Origin of the sequence: Sedimentimonas flavescens, from assembly GCF_025154035.1 — a bacterium.
In the GTDB taxonomy this organism is placed as follows: Bacteria; Pseudomonadota; Alphaproteobacteria; order Rhodobacterales; family Rhodobacteraceae; genus Rhodobacter; species Rhodobacter flavescens.
Genome location: NZ_JAOALJ010000005.1, coordinates 34,396 through 51,262 on the forward strand (window position 1 = coordinate 34,396; position 16,867 = coordinate 51,262).

12 protein-coding genes are annotated in these 16,867 nt (G+C 66.6%); 8 read left to right on the plus strand and 4 right to left on the minus strand.

Going from position 1 to position 16,867, the window contains the following annotated elements:
- Positions 1-294: 294 nt before the first annotated feature.
- Genes hisG through hisS form a run of 3 tightly spaced genes read right to left on the minus strand, consistent with a single transcriptional unit; the run spans position 295 to position 3,553 of the window.
- On the minus strand, positions 295-999 hold the full coding sequence (hisG, locus tag N3C64_RS10210; RefSeq protein WP_260014249.1) for an ATP phosphoribosyltransferase: 705 nt from the start codon (positions 997-999) through the stop codon (positions 295-297).
- Positions 996-2,066: an ATP phosphoribosyltransferase regulatory subunit gene (locus N3C64_RS10215; protein WP_260014250.1), complete on the minus strand. Its 1,071-nt coding sequence runs from the start codon at positions 2,064-2,066 to the stop codon at positions 996-998. Before N3C64_RS10215 ends, hisG begins: the two co-directional genes overlap by 4 nt.
- The gene (hisS, locus tag N3C64_RS10220; RefSeq protein WP_260014251.1) at positions 2,066-3,553 is read right to left on the minus strand and encodes a histidine--tRNA ligase; all 1,488 of its coding nucleotides are present in this window, start codon (positions 3,551-3,553) and stop codon (positions 2,066-2,068) included. Before hisS ends, N3C64_RS10215 begins: the two co-directional genes overlap by 1 nt.
- A gap of 96 nt (positions 3,554-3,649) precedes the next feature.
- Here hisS and N3C64_RS10225 point away from each other — a divergent pair, with 96 nt between their 5' ends.
- Entirely contained in the window at positions 3,650-3,856 is a 207-nt protein-coding gene (locus N3C64_RS10225; RefSeq protein WP_218630815.1) for a SlyX family protein, read from the plus strand.
- 61 nt (positions 3,857-3,917) lie between these two features.
- Complete coding sequence (locus tag N3C64_RS10230) at positions 3,918-4,982, plus strand: AbrB family protein (RefSeq protein ID WP_260014252.1); 1,065 nt, start codon at positions 3,918-3,920, stop codon at positions 4,980-4,982.
- 62 nt (positions 4,983-5,044) lie between these two features.
- On the opposite strand, the gene dnaE is transcribed toward N3C64_RS10230, so the two are convergent.
- Positions 5,045-8,548, minus strand: a complete 3,504-nt coding sequence (dnaE, locus tag N3C64_RS10235; RefSeq protein ID WP_260014253.1) for a DNA polymerase III subunit alpha — start codon at positions 8,546-8,548, stop codon at positions 5,045-5,047.
- A 209-nt stretch (positions 8,549-8,757) separates the two neighbouring features.
- On the opposite strand from dnaE, the gene N3C64_RS10240 reads away from it, so the two are divergent.
- From N3C64_RS10240 to N3C64_RS10265, 6 genes are read left to right on the plus strand one after another with little or no spacing between them, the layout of a single operon-like run.
- The gene (locus N3C64_RS10240; RefSeq protein ID WP_260014256.1) at positions 8,758-10,116 is read left to right on the plus strand and encodes a xanthine dehydrogenase small subunit; all 1,359 of its coding nucleotides are present in this window, start codon (positions 8,758-8,760) and stop codon (positions 10,114-10,116) included.
- On the plus strand, positions 10,113-12,389 hold the full coding sequence (xdhB, locus tag N3C64_RS10245) for a xanthine dehydrogenase molybdopterin binding subunit (RefSeq protein WP_260014258.1): 2,277 nt from the start codon (positions 10,113-10,115) through the stop codon (positions 12,387-12,389). The genes N3C64_RS10240 and xdhB overlap by 4 nt, the downstream gene beginning before the upstream one ends.
- The gene (gene xdhC / locus N3C64_RS10250; protein ID WP_260014261.1) at positions 12,386-13,327 is read left to right on the plus strand and encodes a xanthine dehydrogenase accessory protein XdhC; all 942 of its coding nucleotides are present in this window, start codon (positions 12,386-12,388) and stop codon (positions 13,325-13,327) included. The genes xdhB and xdhC overlap by 4 nt, the downstream gene beginning before the upstream one ends.
- Positions 13,324-14,844, plus strand: coding sequence for an ABC transporter ATP-binding protein (locus N3C64_RS10255; RefSeq protein ID WP_260014263.1), 1,521 nt, complete (start codon positions 13,324-13,326; stop codon positions 14,842-14,844). Before xdhC ends, N3C64_RS10255 begins: the two co-directional genes overlap by 4 nt.
- Complete coding sequence (locus N3C64_RS10260; RefSeq protein WP_218630822.1) at positions 14,841-15,920, plus strand: ABC transporter permease; 1,080 nt, start codon at positions 14,841-14,843, stop codon at positions 15,918-15,920. Before N3C64_RS10255 ends, N3C64_RS10260 begins: the two co-directional genes overlap by 4 nt.
- Complete coding sequence (locus N3C64_RS10265) at positions 15,917-16,849, plus strand: ABC transporter permease (protein ID WP_218630823.1); 933 nt, start codon at positions 15,917-15,919, stop codon at positions 16,847-16,849. The genes N3C64_RS10260 and N3C64_RS10265 overlap by 4 nt, the downstream gene beginning before the upstream one ends.
- Positions 16,850-16,867: the final 18 nt, after the last annotated feature.

Consider the following 16,867-nt stretch of genomic DNA (forward strand, 5'->3'; position numbering starts at 1 on the left):
CCGTAAAGCGCGCGGTTCTCCAGCCAAATCTGCGGGTTGGTGCAAGCAGTCGCGACGCGCGAGGGGACCGGGTTGACTATTTCGTGCAGAGTATCAAGACGCGACACCACGCAGAAACCCTTGGTAATCGGGCGATGCCTTCGGTCGCCACAAGGGCAACGATACGAATCGCGAAATCGGCCATCTTCTCGCGCATTTGCGCGACCTAGGGGGTGCCGACACTATCACGATGGGCCTGACGCGCGGCGCCAAGCGTCCGGGGCCGAGATGGTCTCGCACTCGAAGATGGCGGGATCAGAGCCGTGGCGGCGCAACGCCAAGCTGCGCGGCAAGCGCGGTCAGCGCCGCCTCTTGCCCCTGCCAGTCGGCAGCCCGCGCGGCGAACAGTGTCGCCTGGCTCTGGTGGATCAGCCCGTCCGAGAGGATCTTGAGGTGGTTGGCGCGCAGCGTCTCGCCCGACGAGGTAATATCGGCGATCGCCTCGGCGGTGAGGTTCTTCACCGTCCCCTCGGTCGCGCCCTGACTATCGACCAGCTGATAGTCGGCCACGCCCTCGCGGGTCAGGAACTCGCGCACAAGGCGGTGGTATTTGGTGGCGATGCGCAGGCGGAATCCATGCGCGGCGCGGTAAGCATGCGCCGCGGCGTCCAGATCCTCCAGCGTGTCGACATCCGCCCAGCAGGTCGGCACGGCAATGATCAGATCGGCATGGCCAAAGCCCATCGGCGCAAGCTCGGCCACCTGGGTTTCCCAGTCGGCCAGCTTGTCGCGCACAAGGTCGGACCCGGTGACGCCCATATGGATGCGCCCGGCAGCCAGCTCGCGCGGGATCTCTCCCGCCGACAGCAGCACGAGTTCCACCCCCTCGGCGCCGTCCACGGCACCGGCATATTCGCGCTCGGACCCGGTGCGGCGCAGGGTGATGCCACGTTCGGCAAACCACTCGAAGGTCTTTTCCATCAACCGGCCCTTGGAGGGCACGCCCAGCTTGATCGTCATGCCAGCCCCTCCAGATCGGCGACCAGTCCGGGGCGGATCACGCCGCCCACGGCGGGGATCTCGCGCCCCTGCCCCAAGACACGGGTCAGCGCATCATAGCGCCCGCCCGAGGCCACGGGGGGCAGCGCGGGATCGGCGGCCGACAGCGTGAAGACGAAGCCGTCGTAATATTCCATCGTGGTGCGACCGTGGCTCGCGTCGAAGGTCAGCGCAGACAGATCCACCCCACGCTTGTCGAGCGCCGACAGGCGACGTTCGAGCCGCTCGGTCGCCGCCTCGATGGCGGGCAGGTCCAGCGCACGAAGCCGCGCGGGCGCCTCGATAGCCGGGCAGCGCAGGGCAAAGAGCGCATCGAGCCGCGCCACATCCGCCGTGGCAATCGGCGCGGCCTCGGCGTCGCGGGTCAGCCGCGCGATGCGCTCTTCCATCTCGGCAGGCGCGCGCATTCCGATCCAGGGCGCGTCAGAGCGGCCACCGGCCAGAACCGCTGCGCGGGTCTCGGGCGCGGGCACGAGGCCCGCATAGCGCGCCATCAGCTTGTGAAAGCGCTGCGGGCGCCAGATGTGCCGCGCCAGCGCCGCCTTGCGCTCGGGGATCGTGTCGAGCCCTTCAACCGCCGCGCTGAGGATACCGATGTCGCCAATGGTCGCGTTCAGCGCCAGCGGCGCCAAAGCGCCCGCGATCAGGGCGAAGACCTCGGCATCGGCGGCCTCGGGATCGGCGCGATCAAAGACCTCGTAGCCGACCTGATTATATTCCGAAACGCGGGAGGCGCCGCGGTGATCCTGCTTGCGGAAGACCTCGCCCAGATAGCAATAGCGCGCGGGCTCGGCACCGTTGGCCATGTGCTCCTGCACGACCGGGACGGTAAAGTCCGGGCGCAGCATGATCTCGCCACGCAGCGGGTCGGCGGTGACATAGGCGCGGGCGCGAATATCCTCGCCATACAGGTCCAGAAGCGCCTCGGCCGGTTGCAGGAGGTCGGGCGCAATCTCGACGGCACCCGCCGCGCGGAAAGCGGCCAGGTAGCGCTCGCCGGTGGCGCGGGCTGCGGCTTTGCTGGCCATTACGCCCCCAACATCTTCTTGACGGTGGAGACCATATCGGCACGGGTCACCTCGACCTGCGCGGGCTGTTCTTTCCACTCTTCAAGGCTGGCCGAGGCCGCGATCTTGGCCCCAAGCACCAGATCCTTGATCTGCACGACGCCGCGCGCGGCCTCGTCAGTGCCCTGAATGATGGCCACCGGGCTTTCGCGCTTGTCGGCGTATTTGAGCTGGTTGCCGAAGTTCTTGGGGTTGCCGAGGTAGACCTCGGCACGGACACCCGCACGGCGCAACTCGGAGGCCATACCAAGGTAATCACCCATCCGGTCGCGGTCCATCACCGTCACGACGACCGGCCCCTTGGCGACGCCCCCGATGCGGCCCTTGGCCCGCAGCGCCGAAAGAAGCCGGTCAACACCGATCGAGACGCCCGTCGCCGGCACCGCCTGCCCGGTGAAGCGCTTGACCAGATCGTCATAGCGCCCGCCGCCCGCGACCGAGCCGAACTGCCGCTTGCGGCCCTTCTCGTCGAGGATTTCAAAGGTCAGCTCGGCCTCGAACACCGGGCCGGTGTAGTAGCCCAGACCCCGCACGACCGAAGGGTCGATCACGATGCGGTCGGGGCCATAGCCCTGGCTGTCGAGAAGCGAGGCGATCAGTTCCAATTCATCGACGCCCTCGGCGCCAAGTGCCGATCCCGCGACCAGCTCGCGCAGACGCGCGACGGTCTCGGCTCCGGTGTCGCGCTTGGCCTCCATGAAGCCCATGACGACATCGGCCTGTTCGTCCGACAGGCCCGCGCCCTTGGTGAAGTCGCCCGACTCGTCCATCCGGCCCTTGCCCATCAGCAGGCGCACGCCCGCCTCGCCGAACTTGTCGAACTTGTCGATGGCGCGCAGCACGATGCCGCGCTCATGGGCGAATTTCTCGGGGTCGGTCGGGTCCAGAACGCCCGCAACCTCCATCACGCCGTTCAGAACCTTGCGGTTGTTGACGCGCACGATGTAATCGCCGCGCGGAATGCCCACGGCCTCCAGCGCATCGGCAAGCATCCCGCAGATCTCCGCATCCGCCGCGACCGAGGGCGCGCCCACCGTATCGGCATCGCATTGGTAGAACTGGCGAAAACGCCCCGGACCGGGCTTTTCGTTGCGCCACACCGGCCCCATCGTATAGCGCCGATAAGGCGCGGGCAGATCGTTGCGGAACTGCGCGGCCACGCGAGCCAGCGGCGCCGTCATGTCATAGCGCAGCGCCAGCCAGTCGCCGCCCTCGTCCTGCCAGGCAAAGACGCCCTCGTTCGGGCGATCGACGTCGGGCAGGAATTTGCCAAGCGCCTCGACCGTCTCGACCGCGCTCGTCTCAAGCGGATCGAACCCATGGGCCCGGTAGACCTCGGCAATCGTGGCGAGCATCTCTGCCCGCTCGGTCACCTCCGCCCCGAAATAGTCGCGGAAACCCTTGGGGGTTTCAGCGCGGGGACGGCGGGGGGCTTTGTCCTTGGCCATGGGTCCACTCCGGCTTGCACCTTGTTGCATCTCGCGCGAGGGTGTAGCGGAAGGGCCGCGGCGCGGCAAGCCAAGGATGGCAGGGGGAACAGGGCGATGCAGGACAGGATGGACCGCGCGGAGGAAGAACTCGCGCATCTGGCGCGCACGGTCGAGGAACTCTCGGACATCGTCGCCCGCCAGACGATCGAGATCGAGCGGCTGAGCCGCAAGGTCGGCCTCTTGATGGAGCGCGAAGCCGAGCGCGAATATGCCTCGGGCGGGCAGATCCCGCTGGCCGACCAGAAACCGCCGCATTGGTAAGCGAGCTTGTCCTTTCGTGCCGGTGCTGTAAGTCTTGGCGCGAACAGGACGCCCGGCGGACATGCGCTTCATCTCTGAACAGATCCACCTGCCCACACTCGGGTTGACGCTGGCCCTCGGGCTGGCGGGCGGGCTGATCGGCCAGGCGATCCACTTGCCGCTGCCGATGCTGCTTGGCCCGCTCCTGGCGGTGGCGGCCGCGGCGCTCGGGCGCTGGAAGCCGCTCGGGCATCCGGTGCAGTTCCCGATGATGCTGCGGATGATCTTCATCCCGATCATCGGCGTCGCCATCGGCGGCACCTTCACCCCGGCGATTCTGGACGAAACGCGCGGCTGGTGGCCCTCGCTCCTCGCCATCGCGGTCTTCATTCCCGTGGCGCATATCATCAGTTTCCGCGCCGTGCGCGCGACGGGCCAGATCGACCCCGTCACGGCGTTCTTTGGCACAGCACCGGGCGGGCTGATCGAAGCGGTGCAGATGGGCGAGGAAATGGGCGGCGATACTGCCATGCTGACGATGCTGCAATTCCTGCGGCTGATCGTAACCATCGTCTGCGTGCCGATCTTCTTCACGGTAATGACCGGCCATGCGGTCGGCTCGGCGGGCGGCGCCACCCTGACCCGCACCGCCATGATGCTGGCCGACCTGCCCTGGCTAATCGGCGCAGGGGTCGTGGGCGGGCTGCTTGGCTGGCGCCTCAAACTGCCCGGCGGGATGGTCACCGGCCCGATCCTCGTCTCGGCCATCGTGCATCTGACGGGACTGGCACAGGGCAGCCCGCCGAACTGGCTGGTGAATGCCACGCAACTCGTGATCGGCACCTCGCTCGGGGTGCGCTTCGCGGGCATGCCGCTCGGCCGCTTCTGGCTTGCGATCCGGCTTGCGGGGCTATCGACGGCGCTGTCGATCACGCTCGCAATCATCTGCGCCTTCAGCCTCGCGGGCTTCGTCGGCGAACCCCCGGCCGCGGTCTTCCTGGCCTTCGCCCCCGGCGGACTGACCGAGATGTCGCTGATCGCGCTCTCACTGCAAATGAGCATCGTCTATGTCACCGCCCACCACGCCGCGCGCATCCTGCTTGCCGTGGCGGTCGCGCGGCTTCTGGCGGGCAAACTCGCCCGCTGACCCTTCAATGTGGAAAAAATATCCCGGGGGGCCGAGGCAAGGCCTCGGCGGGGCAGAGCCCCTTACACCTCTTCGACCATCGCAACGCCCCGCAGCGCGCGGATCGCGCCCTTCACCTGCGGATTGACCGGGAAATCGCGCCCGGCGCTCAGCATGTAGCGGCAGCCGCGCTCGGGGTCGAAGACGGTGAAGCTGATCGGACCGCGCCCGCGCACCTTGCCCTCGGCCTCGACCCGCTCAAGCAGCGATGCAATCGAGGCCACCGCCTCGGCCGTGTCGAGATGGATCATCAGCCCCGCGCCGCCCGCATCCGCCGTCACGGTATCAACGGCGGTCGCGGTCTGCGCCAGCATCCGCACGCTTTCGCCCTCAACCTCAACCTTGACGCTCAGCACGACCAACCGACCGGGCTCAAGCACTCCACGCGCGGCCTCCAGCGCGTCAGAGAAGAACGTGGCCTCGTAGGGCCCCGACACATCTGACAGCGCGACAAAGGCGAAACGGTTCCCCTTGGCCGATTTCTTCTCGCGGACCGAAGCGACCTCGCCCGCGATCTTGGCAAAGAACGGCCCGTTCACCGCCTTGGCCTGCACCTCTTCCAGCGTCATGATCTTCTTGCGCTTGAGCGCGGGCATGTAATCCTCAAGCGGATGGCCCGAGAGGTAGAAGCCGATGGCCTTATGCTCTTCGGCCAGACGCTCGCCCGGCAGCCAGTCGTCGGTATCGGCCAGACGCGGCGGCGGCAGATCGTCCCCGGCCTCACCAAACAGCGACACCTGCGCCGAGCCCTTGGCCTCGGCCACTGCCGCCGACCATTGCACGAGGCTGTCGAGACTGCTGAACACCCGCTTGCGGTTCGGATCGAGCTGATCGAACGCCCCGGCCCGCGCCAGCATCTCCAAGGGGCGCTTGCCCACTCGCTTCATATCCACGCGACGGGCAAAATCGCTCAGCTCTCGGAAGGGGCGCTCACCCCGTGCCTCGACGATCAGCTGCATCGCCTCGACGCCGACGTTCTTGAGTGCGCCGAGCGCATAGACCAGCTTTTGATCCACCACATCGAAAGTCGCAAGCGAGCGGTTCACGCAGGGCGGCACGATCTCGGCGGCAAGTTCCTTCTTCACCTCCTGCGCGTATATCGCAAGCTTGTCGGTCAGGTGAATATCGCAGTTCATCACCCCGCCCATGAACTCGACGGGGTGGTTCGCCTTCAGCCAGGCGGTGTAATAGGACACCACCGCATAGGCCGCCGCGTGCGACTTGTTGAAGCCGTAGTTGGCGAATTTCTCGAGCAGGTCGAAGACCTCGCCGGCCTTCTTCTCATCGACATTGTGGGTCTTCTTGGCGCCCTCGACGAACTTGGGGCGCTCTTTCGCCATCTCTTCGGCGATCTTCTTACCCATCGCACGGCGCAGCAGGTCGGCGCCGCCAAGCGTATAGCCCGCCATGACCTGCGCGATCTGCATCACCTGTTCCTGATAAACGATGATGCCCTGCGTCTCGGCCAGGATCGGGTCGATCGTGGGGTGGAGTGAGGTCAGCGGCTTCAGCCCGTGCTTGACCTCACAATAGGTTGGGATGTTCTCCATCGGGCCGGGACGATAGAGCGCCACAAGCGCGACGATATCTTCGATACAGGTGGGCTTCATCTGGCGCAGGGCCGATTTCATGCCCTCGGATTCCACCTGGAACACCGCGACCGTGCGCGCATCGGCGTAAAGCCGGTAGGTCTTTTCGTCATCAAGCGGAATGGCGTTGATCAGGTTCGCGGCGCCCTCGGCGGGCTCGTAAAGCCGGTTGCCCGCCGGATCGACATGCAGCGGGCGGCCCGATTTGAAGATCAGGTTCATCGCCGACTGGATCACCGTCAGCGTCTTGAGGCCGAGGAAGTCGAACTTCACCAAACCCGCCTGCTCGACCCATTTCATGTTGAACTGGGTCGCGGGCATGTCCGAGCGCGGGTCCTGGTAGAGCGGCACCAGCGCATCGAGCGGCCTGTCCCCGATCACCACGCCCGCCGCGTGGGTCGAGGCGTTACGCAACAGCCCCTCGACCTGCTGCGCGTAATCCAGAAGGCGCTTGACCACCTCTTCGTTGCGCGCGGCCTCGCGCAGGCGCGGCTCGTCGGCCAGCGCCTTCTCGATGCTGACGGGCTTGACCCCCTCGACCGGGATCATCTTCGAGAGCTTGTCCACCTGCCCGTAGGACATCTGCAACACGCGCCCCACGTCGCGCACCGCCGCCTTGGACAGAAGCGCGCCGAAGGTGATGATCTGCCCCACCTTGTCGCGGCCATACCGGTCCTGCACGTAGCGGATCACCTCTTCGCGGCGATCCATGCAGAAGTCGATGTCGAAGTCCGGCATCGAGACACGCTCGGGGTTCAGGAAGCGTTCGAACAGAAGCGAATAGCGCAGCGGGTCAAGGTCGGTGATGGTCAGCGCATAGGCCACCAGCGAACCCGCGCCCGAGCCCCGCCCCGGTCCGACCGGGATGTCGTGATCCTTGGCCCATTTGATAAAGTCGGCAACGATCAGGAAGTAGCCGGGGAAACCCATCCCCTCGATGATGCCCAATTCGAACTCCAGCCGCGCCTCGTATTCCGCGACCGAGACGGCATGGGGGATCACCTCAAGGCGCGCGCGGAGCCCGTCCCAGGCCTGGCGGCGCAGTTCCTCGACCTCGTCATCGGCGAAACGCGGCAGGATCGGCTTGCGCTTGTAAGCGGCAAAGGCGCAGCGGCGGGCGATCTCGACCGTGTTTTCAAGCGCCTCGGGCAGGTCCGCGAAAAGCGCGCACATCTCGGCTTCGGATTTGAAATAGTGCTGCGGGGTCAGGCGGCGGCGTGGCTCGATCTGATCGACATAGGCGCCCTCGGCGATGCAGATCAGGGCATCATGCGCCTCGAACATCTCGGCCCTGGGGAAATAGACATCGTTGGTGGCAACCAGCGGCAGGCCGAGGTCATAGGCCATCTCGACAAAGGGGCGCTCGGTCGCGCGCTCGCCCTCGGTCAGGCGGCCGCCCTCGCCGGGATGGCGCTGCAATTCGACGTAAAGACGGTTGGGGAAGGTCGCGGCCAGACGCTCCATCAGCAGACGCGCCTTGCCCGCTTGCCCGGCCTGAATGAGCTTGCCCACCGGCCCCTCGGCCCCGCCGGTCAGGCAAATCAGCCCCTCGGAATGCGCGGCCAGTTCATCGAGCGCGACCTGCGGCAACTGCCCGCCCTTATCCACGTAAAGGCAGGAGCTGAGCTTCATCAGGTTCTCATAACCCGCCTCGGACTGCGCCAGCAGCACAAGCGGCGCGGGCATCCGCGGCTTTTCGCCGGGCTGCGCGGGGTCATATGCGATCGAGACCTGGCAGCCCACGATCGGCTGCAACCCCGCCCCCTGCGCCAGCACCGAAAACTCAAGCGCCGCGAACATCGCATTCGAGTCGGTGACGGCGACCGCTGGCATCTTGGCCGCATCGCACATCTTGATCAGCTTCTTGACGGGTACGGCCCCCTCAAGCAGCGAATACTCGGTGTGAACGCGCAGGTGGATGAATCGAGGTGCGGACATGCCAAACTCATAGCGCGGCAAAAGGTGGTCACGCCAGCCCAATGCGCCCCGGCCACTGCCCATTACTTGATCATCGGATCAAAATGCGCGCAGCGGGTTGCGCCAAAACACTTGCCACAACGCCAACCTTGGGTTTTGCTGATCAATGCCCCGCTCTACGCCGCATCGAGCGGGGGAACGCGCAATCTGGTAACGCGGCGGATAAACGCATGGATATCTCGTTTCTTCTGAACGGAGAAACCCGGACCGCGCGGATCACGGACCCGACGCAGAGCGTTCTGGACTGGCTGCGGGCGCAAGGCCTGACCGGCACCAAGGAGGGCTGCAACGAGGGCGACTGCGGCGCCTGCACCGTGATCGTCACCGACGCGGGCGGTGCGCGCGCGCTCAATGCCTGCCTGATGATGATGCCGCAACTGGCCGGCAAGGCGCTGCGCACGATCGAGGGCATCGCCTCGCCCGAAGGTGCGCTGCACCCGGTGCAAAGCGCGATGATCGAGCATCACGGCTCGCAATGCGGGTTCTGCACGCCGGGCATCGTGGCCTCGCTGGCGGCGGCGCATTGCAACGGGCGCACCGACCATGACGATATATTGGCGGGCAACCTGTGCCGCTGCACGGGCTATGCGCCGATCATTCGCGCCGCTGTTGCCGCGCAGAACGCCCCCGTGCCCGACTGGATGCACGACGTGCCGCCCGCCGCCGATTTACCCGGCGCCGTCCTGCCGCAAAGCGCCGATGACCTTGCCGCCTGGTATCTCGCCAATCCCGATGGCACGCTGATCGCCGGGGCGACCGATGTCGGGCTCTGGGTAACCAAGCAATTGCGCAGCCTGCCCAAGGTCGCCTTCCTCGGCCATTGCACCGATCTGCAAGAGATCACCGAGACCGAGGCGGGCTATCGCATCGGCGCAGGCGCAAGCATCGCCGCCCTGCGGACCTGGGCTGAGGGGCCGCACCCCGCGCTGGCCGCCCTGTTGCGCCGCTTCGCCTCCGAGCAGGTGCGCCAAGCCGCCACCATTGGCGGCAATATCGCCAATGGCTCGCCCATCGGCGATGCCCCGCCCGCGCTGATCGCCATGGGCGCGACACTGACCCTGCGGCGCGGGGATACACGGCGCGAGATCGCGCTGGAGGAATTCTTCCTCGACTACCGCAAACAAGATCGCCAGCCGGGTGAGTTTGTCGAGGCCGTCACGGTGCCCAAGAGCGCCCCGGATCTGGCCTGCTACAAACTCTCAAAAAGGTTCGATCAGGATATTTCTGCGGTCTGTGGCTGCTTCAATGTCACCATAAATAGTTCGAAAATTGAAAGTGCCCGTGTGGCCTTTGGCGGCATGGCGGGCATCCCGAAACGGGCAGCGGGCTTTGAGGCCGCTCTGCTCGGCCAGCCCTTCACCGAAGAGACGATCCTAGCCGCCCTGCCCGCGCTTGATGCGGATTTCGCACCGCTCAGCGACATGCGCGCCTCCGCCGCCTACCGGCGCGAGGCCGCCCGCGCCATGGCACTGCGCTATCTGCGCGAGGCCTCGGGCGAGGCAACCTCGGTACTGGAGGTCTCGGCATGAGCGCCTCGCAGCCCCACGATTCCGCCCGCCTGCATGTCACCGGCCAAGCGCGCTACCTTGATGACATCCCGACGCCCGAGGGCACGCTGCATCTGGCCTTTGGCCTGTCGACCGAGGCCAGTGCCACGATCGACGCGCTCGATCTGGACCCGGTGCGGCAAAGCCCCGGCGTGCTGCATGTGCTCTGCGCGTCCGATCTGCCCTTCGCCAACGATGCCTCGCCCGCGCCGCAGCCCGAACCCGTGCTGGCCGAGGGCGAGGTGCATTACATCGGCCAGCCGATCTTTCTGGTGATCGCCAACTCGCATCGCGCGGCCCGCATCGCGGCGCGCAAGGCGCGCGTCAGCTATACGCCCCGCCCTGCGATCCTGACCCTCGACGAGGCGCTCGCCGCCGGCAGCCGCTTTGAGAACGGCCCCGTCATCTGGGCACGCGGCGACGCTGAAACCGCCCTCGCCCAAGCCACCCATATCGCCGAGGGCACCCTTGAGGTCGGCGGGCAAGAGCATTTCTACCTTGAGGGTCAGGCCGCCCTCGCCCTGCCGGCCGATGAGGGCATGATCATCCATTGCTCAAGCCAGCATCCGACCGAGATCCAGCACAAGGTCGCCGAGGCGCTTGGCCTGCACATGCACGATGTCCGCGTCGAGATGCGGCGCATGGGCGGCGGCTTTGGCGGCAAGGAGAGCCAGGGCAGCCACCTCGCCATCGCCTGTGCGGTGGCCGCGCGACTGACCGGACGGCCCTGCAAGATGCGCTACGACCGCGACGACGACATGGTCATCACCGGCAAGCGCCACGACTTCCGAATCCACTACCGGATCGGCGCCGACGCCGAGGGCCGCGTGCTCGGTGCCGATTTCGTGCAACTGGGCCGTTGCGGCTGGTCGCCCGATCTCAGCCTGCCGGTCTGCGATCGCGCCATGCTGCATTCGGACAACGCCTATTTCATTCCCGCGCTGCGGGTCGAAAGCCACCGGCTGCGCACCAACACCCAGTCCAACACCGCCTTTCGCGGCTTTGGCGGCCCGCAGGGGATCTTGGGGGTCGAGCGCGCAATGGAGCATCTGGCGCAGGTCAGCGGGCTTGATCCGCTCGAGTTGCGCCGACGTAACCTCTACCGCGCCGAGGCACCGTTCCAGAGCACACATTACGGCCAGCCGGTTGAGGATTGCATCCTGCCCGAACTGATGACCGAGTTGGAGAAATCCGCCGATTACACCGCAAGACGCGCGGAGATCGACGCCTGGAACAGCAATAATCGAACCATCAAGCGCGGGATTGCGCTAAGCCCGGTCAAGTTCGGGATCTCGTTCACGCTGACCCACCTGAACCAGGCGGGGGCGCTGGTCCACCTCTATTCGGACGGCTCGATCAGCATCAACCACGGCGGCACCGAGATGGGTCAGGGCCTGCACCAAAAATGCTGTCAGGTCGCCGCGCGGGTCTTTGGCGTAGAGGCCGAACGGGTGCGCATCACCGCAACCGACACATCGAAAGTGCCCAACACCTCGGCCACGGCGGCCTCGTCCGGCGCGGATATGAACGGCATGGCGGTCAAGGCCGCCTGCGAGGCAATCCGGGCGCGGCTGGTCGATTTCCTCGGCGCGCGCGAGGGTTGCTCAGCCTCCGAGATCACCTTTGAAGCGGGCGAGGTGCGCGCGGGCACCCGCAGTTTCGCCTTCGAGCAGATCGCCAAAGAGGCCTATCTGGCCCGCGTCAGCCTGTCCTCGACCGGGTTCTACGCGACGCCCAGGATCAGTTGGGATCGCGTCAAAGGACAGGGGCGGCCGTTTTTCTACTTCGCCTATGGCGCGGCGGTGACCGAGGTCGCCATAGACACGCTGACCGGCGAGAACCGCATCCTGCGCTGCGACATCGTGCATGACGCGGGGGCCTCGCTGAACCCCGCGCTCGACATCGGCCAGATCGAGGGCGCGTTCGTGCAGGGCGCGGGCTGGCTGACGACCGAGGAACTGGTCTGGAATGACCGTGGCGCCCTGACGACCCATGCGCCCTCGACCTACAAGATCCCGGCCTGCTCTGACCGGCCGCGCATCTTCAACGTGCGCCTTTGGGACGCGCCGAACCGTGAAGAGACGATCTTCCGCTCGAAAGCCGTGGGTGAGCCGCCTTTCATGCACGGGATCTCGGCCTTTCTGGCGCTGAACGATGCCTGCGCCGCCTGCGGCCCGCATTGGCCCGACCTGCGTGCCCCCGCCACGCCCGAGGCCGTGCTGGCCGCCGTCCATCGCGCGCGGGGCGATGCATGAGCCTTGACCCCGCATATTTGGCGCGCGCCGCCAGCCACGGCCCCTTCGTGCGGGTTCTGGTGGTGGCCGTTCAGGGTTCGACCCCGCGCGAGGCCGGGGCCGAGATGCTTGTGTGGCCCGACCGGACCGAGGGCACGATCGGCGGCGGGCAACTGGAATTCGAGGCGATCGCCCGCGCCCGCGCCAATCCGGCGGCGCGGCTTGAGCGTATTCCGCTTGGCCCCGCGATGGGGCAGTGCTGCGGTGGATCGGTCACCCTGGCCTATGAGGCGATGGATGCGGACAGCATCACGCGGATCAAGGGCACCCATCACACGCGCCCTCTGGGCAACGCCTCCGAGATGCCGCTGGCCGTGCACCGCGCCCTTGCACGTGCCCGCGACCGGGGCGAGGCGCCGCCCCTGCTGGTCGAGGGCTGGCTGATCGAGCCGGTCGCCCCCGCGCGCCAGACGCTCTGGGTCTGGGGTGCGGGGCATGTCGGGCGCGCGGTCGTCGGCACACTCGCCCCGCTACCGGATCTGGCGCTAAGCTGGCTTGATACCGGGGCCGACCGCTTTCCTGCCTTGCCGCATGGCGTCACCCAGATGATCGCGGAAAACCCCGCGCATCTGGTTTCTCTGGCGCCGCGCGATGCCCATCACCTGATCCTGACCTATTCGCACGCGCTCGACCTTGAGTTGTGCCACCGCCTGCTGGACCACGGCTTTGCCAGCTGCGGGCTGATCGGCTCGGCCACGAAATGGGCGCGCTTTCGCAAACGTCTGAGCTTGCTGGGACATTCCGACGCACAGATTTCGCGCATTGCCTGTCCAATAGGCGATCCGACTTTGGGTAAACACCCGCAAGCCATTGCGATTGGGGTCGGGGCCGCGCTACTCAGAGAGCTGAGCGCCACCAGAGCCCAAAGGGCCAACCACAAGAAGGATCGCGCCGGGTGACAGGGGACAAACTGCTACAGATCGAGGGGCTGACCAAGGCCTATCCCGGTGTTGTCGCCAATGATGGCGTCGGCTTTTCGGTCGCGCCGGGCGAGGTGCATGCGCTTCTGGGCGAGAATGGCGCGGGCAAATCGACGCTGGTCAAGATGATCTACGGCCTCGTCAAACCCGATGCGGGCACGATGCACCTGATGGGCAAGCCCTACACCCCGGCCGAGCCGCGCGCCGCGCGGGCCTCGGGGGTGGCGATGGTTTTCCAGCATTTCTCGCTCTTCGAGGCTCTGAACGTGGCCGAGAACGTCGCGCTTGGCATGGAAAACCCGCCGCCTATGGGCGATTTGGCCAAGCGCATCCGCGAGATCTCCAACGCCTATGGCCTGCCGCTCGACCCTGAACGCCTCGTGGGCGACCTGTCGGCGGGCGAGCGTCAGCGGGTCGAGATCATCCGCTGCCTGCTGCAAGACCCCAAGCTTTTGATCATGGACGAGCCGACCTCGGTCCTGACCCCGCAGGAGGTCGAGATCCTGTTCCATACGCTGCGCAAGCTGTCGTCGGAAGGGACCGCGATCCTTTATATCAGCCACAAGCTCGAAGAGATCCGCAGCCTGTGCGACGGCGCGACCATCCTGCGCGGCGGCAAGGTCGTGGCCAGCTGCACGCCACGCGAAAAGACCGCGCGCGAACTGGCCGAGATGATGGTGGGCGGAGAGTTCAAGGCCACCGACCGCTCGCAACGCACCCTTGGCCACACCATTTTCGAGGTGAAGGATCTCGACCTCGCGCCGATGTCGCAATTCGGCCCCGCGCTGAAGAAAGTAACGCTCAGCCTCCGCGCGGGCGAGGTTCTGGGCGTGGGCGGCGTGGCCGGTAACGGCCAGGAGGAGCTGCTGGCAACCCTGTCGGGCGAGCGTGTCTCGGCCCCCGGAACGGTCTTGTTGCACGGGCAGGATATCTCGGACCTCGGGCCAAACGACCGCCGTCGCCTTGGCCTGCAAGGTGCCCCCGAAGAGCGCCTCGGCCATGCAGCGGTCCCGGCCATGAGCCTGACCGACAACGCCCTGCTGACCGGCACCGTCCGCCGCCCGCTGACCAACAGGGGCTTTCTGGACATGAAGGCCGCGCGGCTTTTTGCCGAAGAGATCATCAAGAATTTCGATGTGCGCACGCCTGGCCCGCATGTGGCCGCGCGCGCGCTTTCGGGCGGGAACCTGCAAAAATTCGTCATCGGCCGCGAGGTGCTGCAATACCCCGAAGTGCTGATCGTGAACCAGCCGACCTGGGGCGTGGATGCCGCCGCGGCGGCCTCCATCCGGCAGGCGCTGCTGGATCTGGCCAGCAAGGGCGCGGCGGTCATCGTGATCAGCCAGGACCTAGATGAGCTGATGGAAATCGCGGACCGGTTCTGCGCACTGAACGAAGGGCGCCTGAGCGCGCCGCGCGACACCGAAGGGCTGACGCTGGACGAGATCGGGCTGATGCTGGGCGGCGCCCACGGGATGCAGGAGGCCGCGCTATGATCACCCTTGTCAAACGGCCCACGCCCTCGCGCGGCTGGTCCTACACCACGCCGCTCCTTGCCGTTTTGGCCACGATGATCGTCGGCGGGCTGATGTTCGCAGCCCTCGGTAAGGACCCCGCGCAGGCGATCCGCATGATCTTCTGGGATCCGCTGTTCGGCCCGAACGCGGCCTATTTCCGGGGCCAGTTGCTGGTCAAGGCGGGGCCCCTGATCCTGATCGCCTCGGGTCTGGCGGTAGGCTTTCGCGCGGGTATCTGGAACATCGGCGCCGAGGGGCAGTATATCATCGGCGCGATCTGCGGCGCCTCGGTCGCGCTGGCGGCCTACCCGGCGGAATCGCACCTGCTGTTCCCGGCGATGATCGTGGCGGGCGCGCTTGGCGGCTGGCTGTGGGGGATGATCCCGGCGGTGCTGAAGGTCGTGTTCAACACCTCCGAGATCCTCGTCTCGCTGATGCTGGTCTATGTGGCGCAGAACCTTCTGGCCTATGCGGCCTTCGGCCCGCTGAAGAACCCGCAGGGTTTCGGCTTTCCCGGATCGCGCAACCTTCAGCAATACCCCTCCGCGCATAACCCCGAGCTGTTCGCAGGCACCGGCGCGCATTGGGGCGTGCTGGCAGCGCTGATCGCGGTGATCGGAGCCTATATCCTGATGCACCGCCATATCGCGGGCTTCCGCATCCGCGTCGCGGGCGAGGCTCCGCGCGCCGCGCGCTTTGCCGGTGTCGTGCCCGCGCGGCTGGTGATGTTCTGCCTCGGGCTTTCCGGGGCGCTCGCGGGTCTGGCGGGGCTGTTCGAGGTGTCCGGGCCAAGCGGCCAGATCACCGACGGGTTCAACGCGGGCTATGGCTTTACCGCGATCATCGTGGCATTCCTTGGGCGCCTGCACCCGCTCGGCATCCTTCTCGCGGGCCTGCTGATGGCACTGACCTATATCGGCGGCGACATGGCGCAGATGATGCTTGGCCTGCCCGGCGCGGCGATCCAGGTCTTCCAGGGGATGCTGCTGTTTTTCCTCTTGGGCTTTGATGTGCTGACCAACTACCGTATCCGCATCGGGAGGGCCCGCGCATGACCCTGGGTGGTATCGACATCATCGTTCTGACCGCCACGCTGATGGCGGCCTCGACTCCGGTCCTGCTGGCCGCGACGGGTGAGCTGATCGCCGAGAAGGCGGGCGTGCTCAACCTCGGTGTCGAGGGCATGATGATCATGGGCGCGATGGCGGGTTTCGCCGTCGCGGTCACCACCGGCAGCCCGGTCGCGGGTTTCCTGGCCGGGGCGGTGGCCGGGGCGCTGATGGCGCTGCTGTTTGCCATTCTCACGCAGGTGCTGCTGTCGAACCAGACGGCAACCGGTCTTGCGCTGACGCTGTTTGGGTTGGGCCTCTCGGCGCTCTTCGGCAAGGGGTATGAGGGCGTGCGCCCGCCCTCGACCGGCAAGGTGCCCTTCGGCCCGCTCGCCGAGATTCCGGTGATCGGGCCGGTTCTCTTCTCGCATGACTGGGTGGTCTATGCCTCGTTGATCCTTGTCGCCGTGACCTGGGCCTTTTTGCGCTTTACCCGCGCCGGGTTGATCCTGCGCGCGGTGGGCGAAAGCCACGATGCCGCCCATGCGCTTGGCTACCGCGTCATCGCGGTGCGCGTCGCGGCGCTCGCCTTTGGCGGCGCGCTTGCGGGCCTTGGCGGCGCTTACCTCAGCCTTGTGCGCGTGCCGCAATGGACCGAGGGCATGACCGCCGGCGCCGGCTGGATCGCGCTTGCCATCGTCGTTTTCGCCAGCTGGCGGGCCGAGCGCGTGCTGATCGGCGCCTATCTCTTCGGCGGGATCACCGCCTTGCAGTTGCAGCTGCAAGCGGCCGGTTACGCCATTCCAGTGCACCTGCTGTCGATGGCGCCCTACGTCATCACCATCGTCGTGCTGGTCATCCTGTCCGCCATTCACCGCCGCGGGGCGCAGGCTGCGCCTGCCGACCTCGGGCGGTCGTTCCATGCCTCGGCCTGAGGCGTCAATCAGGGGCCG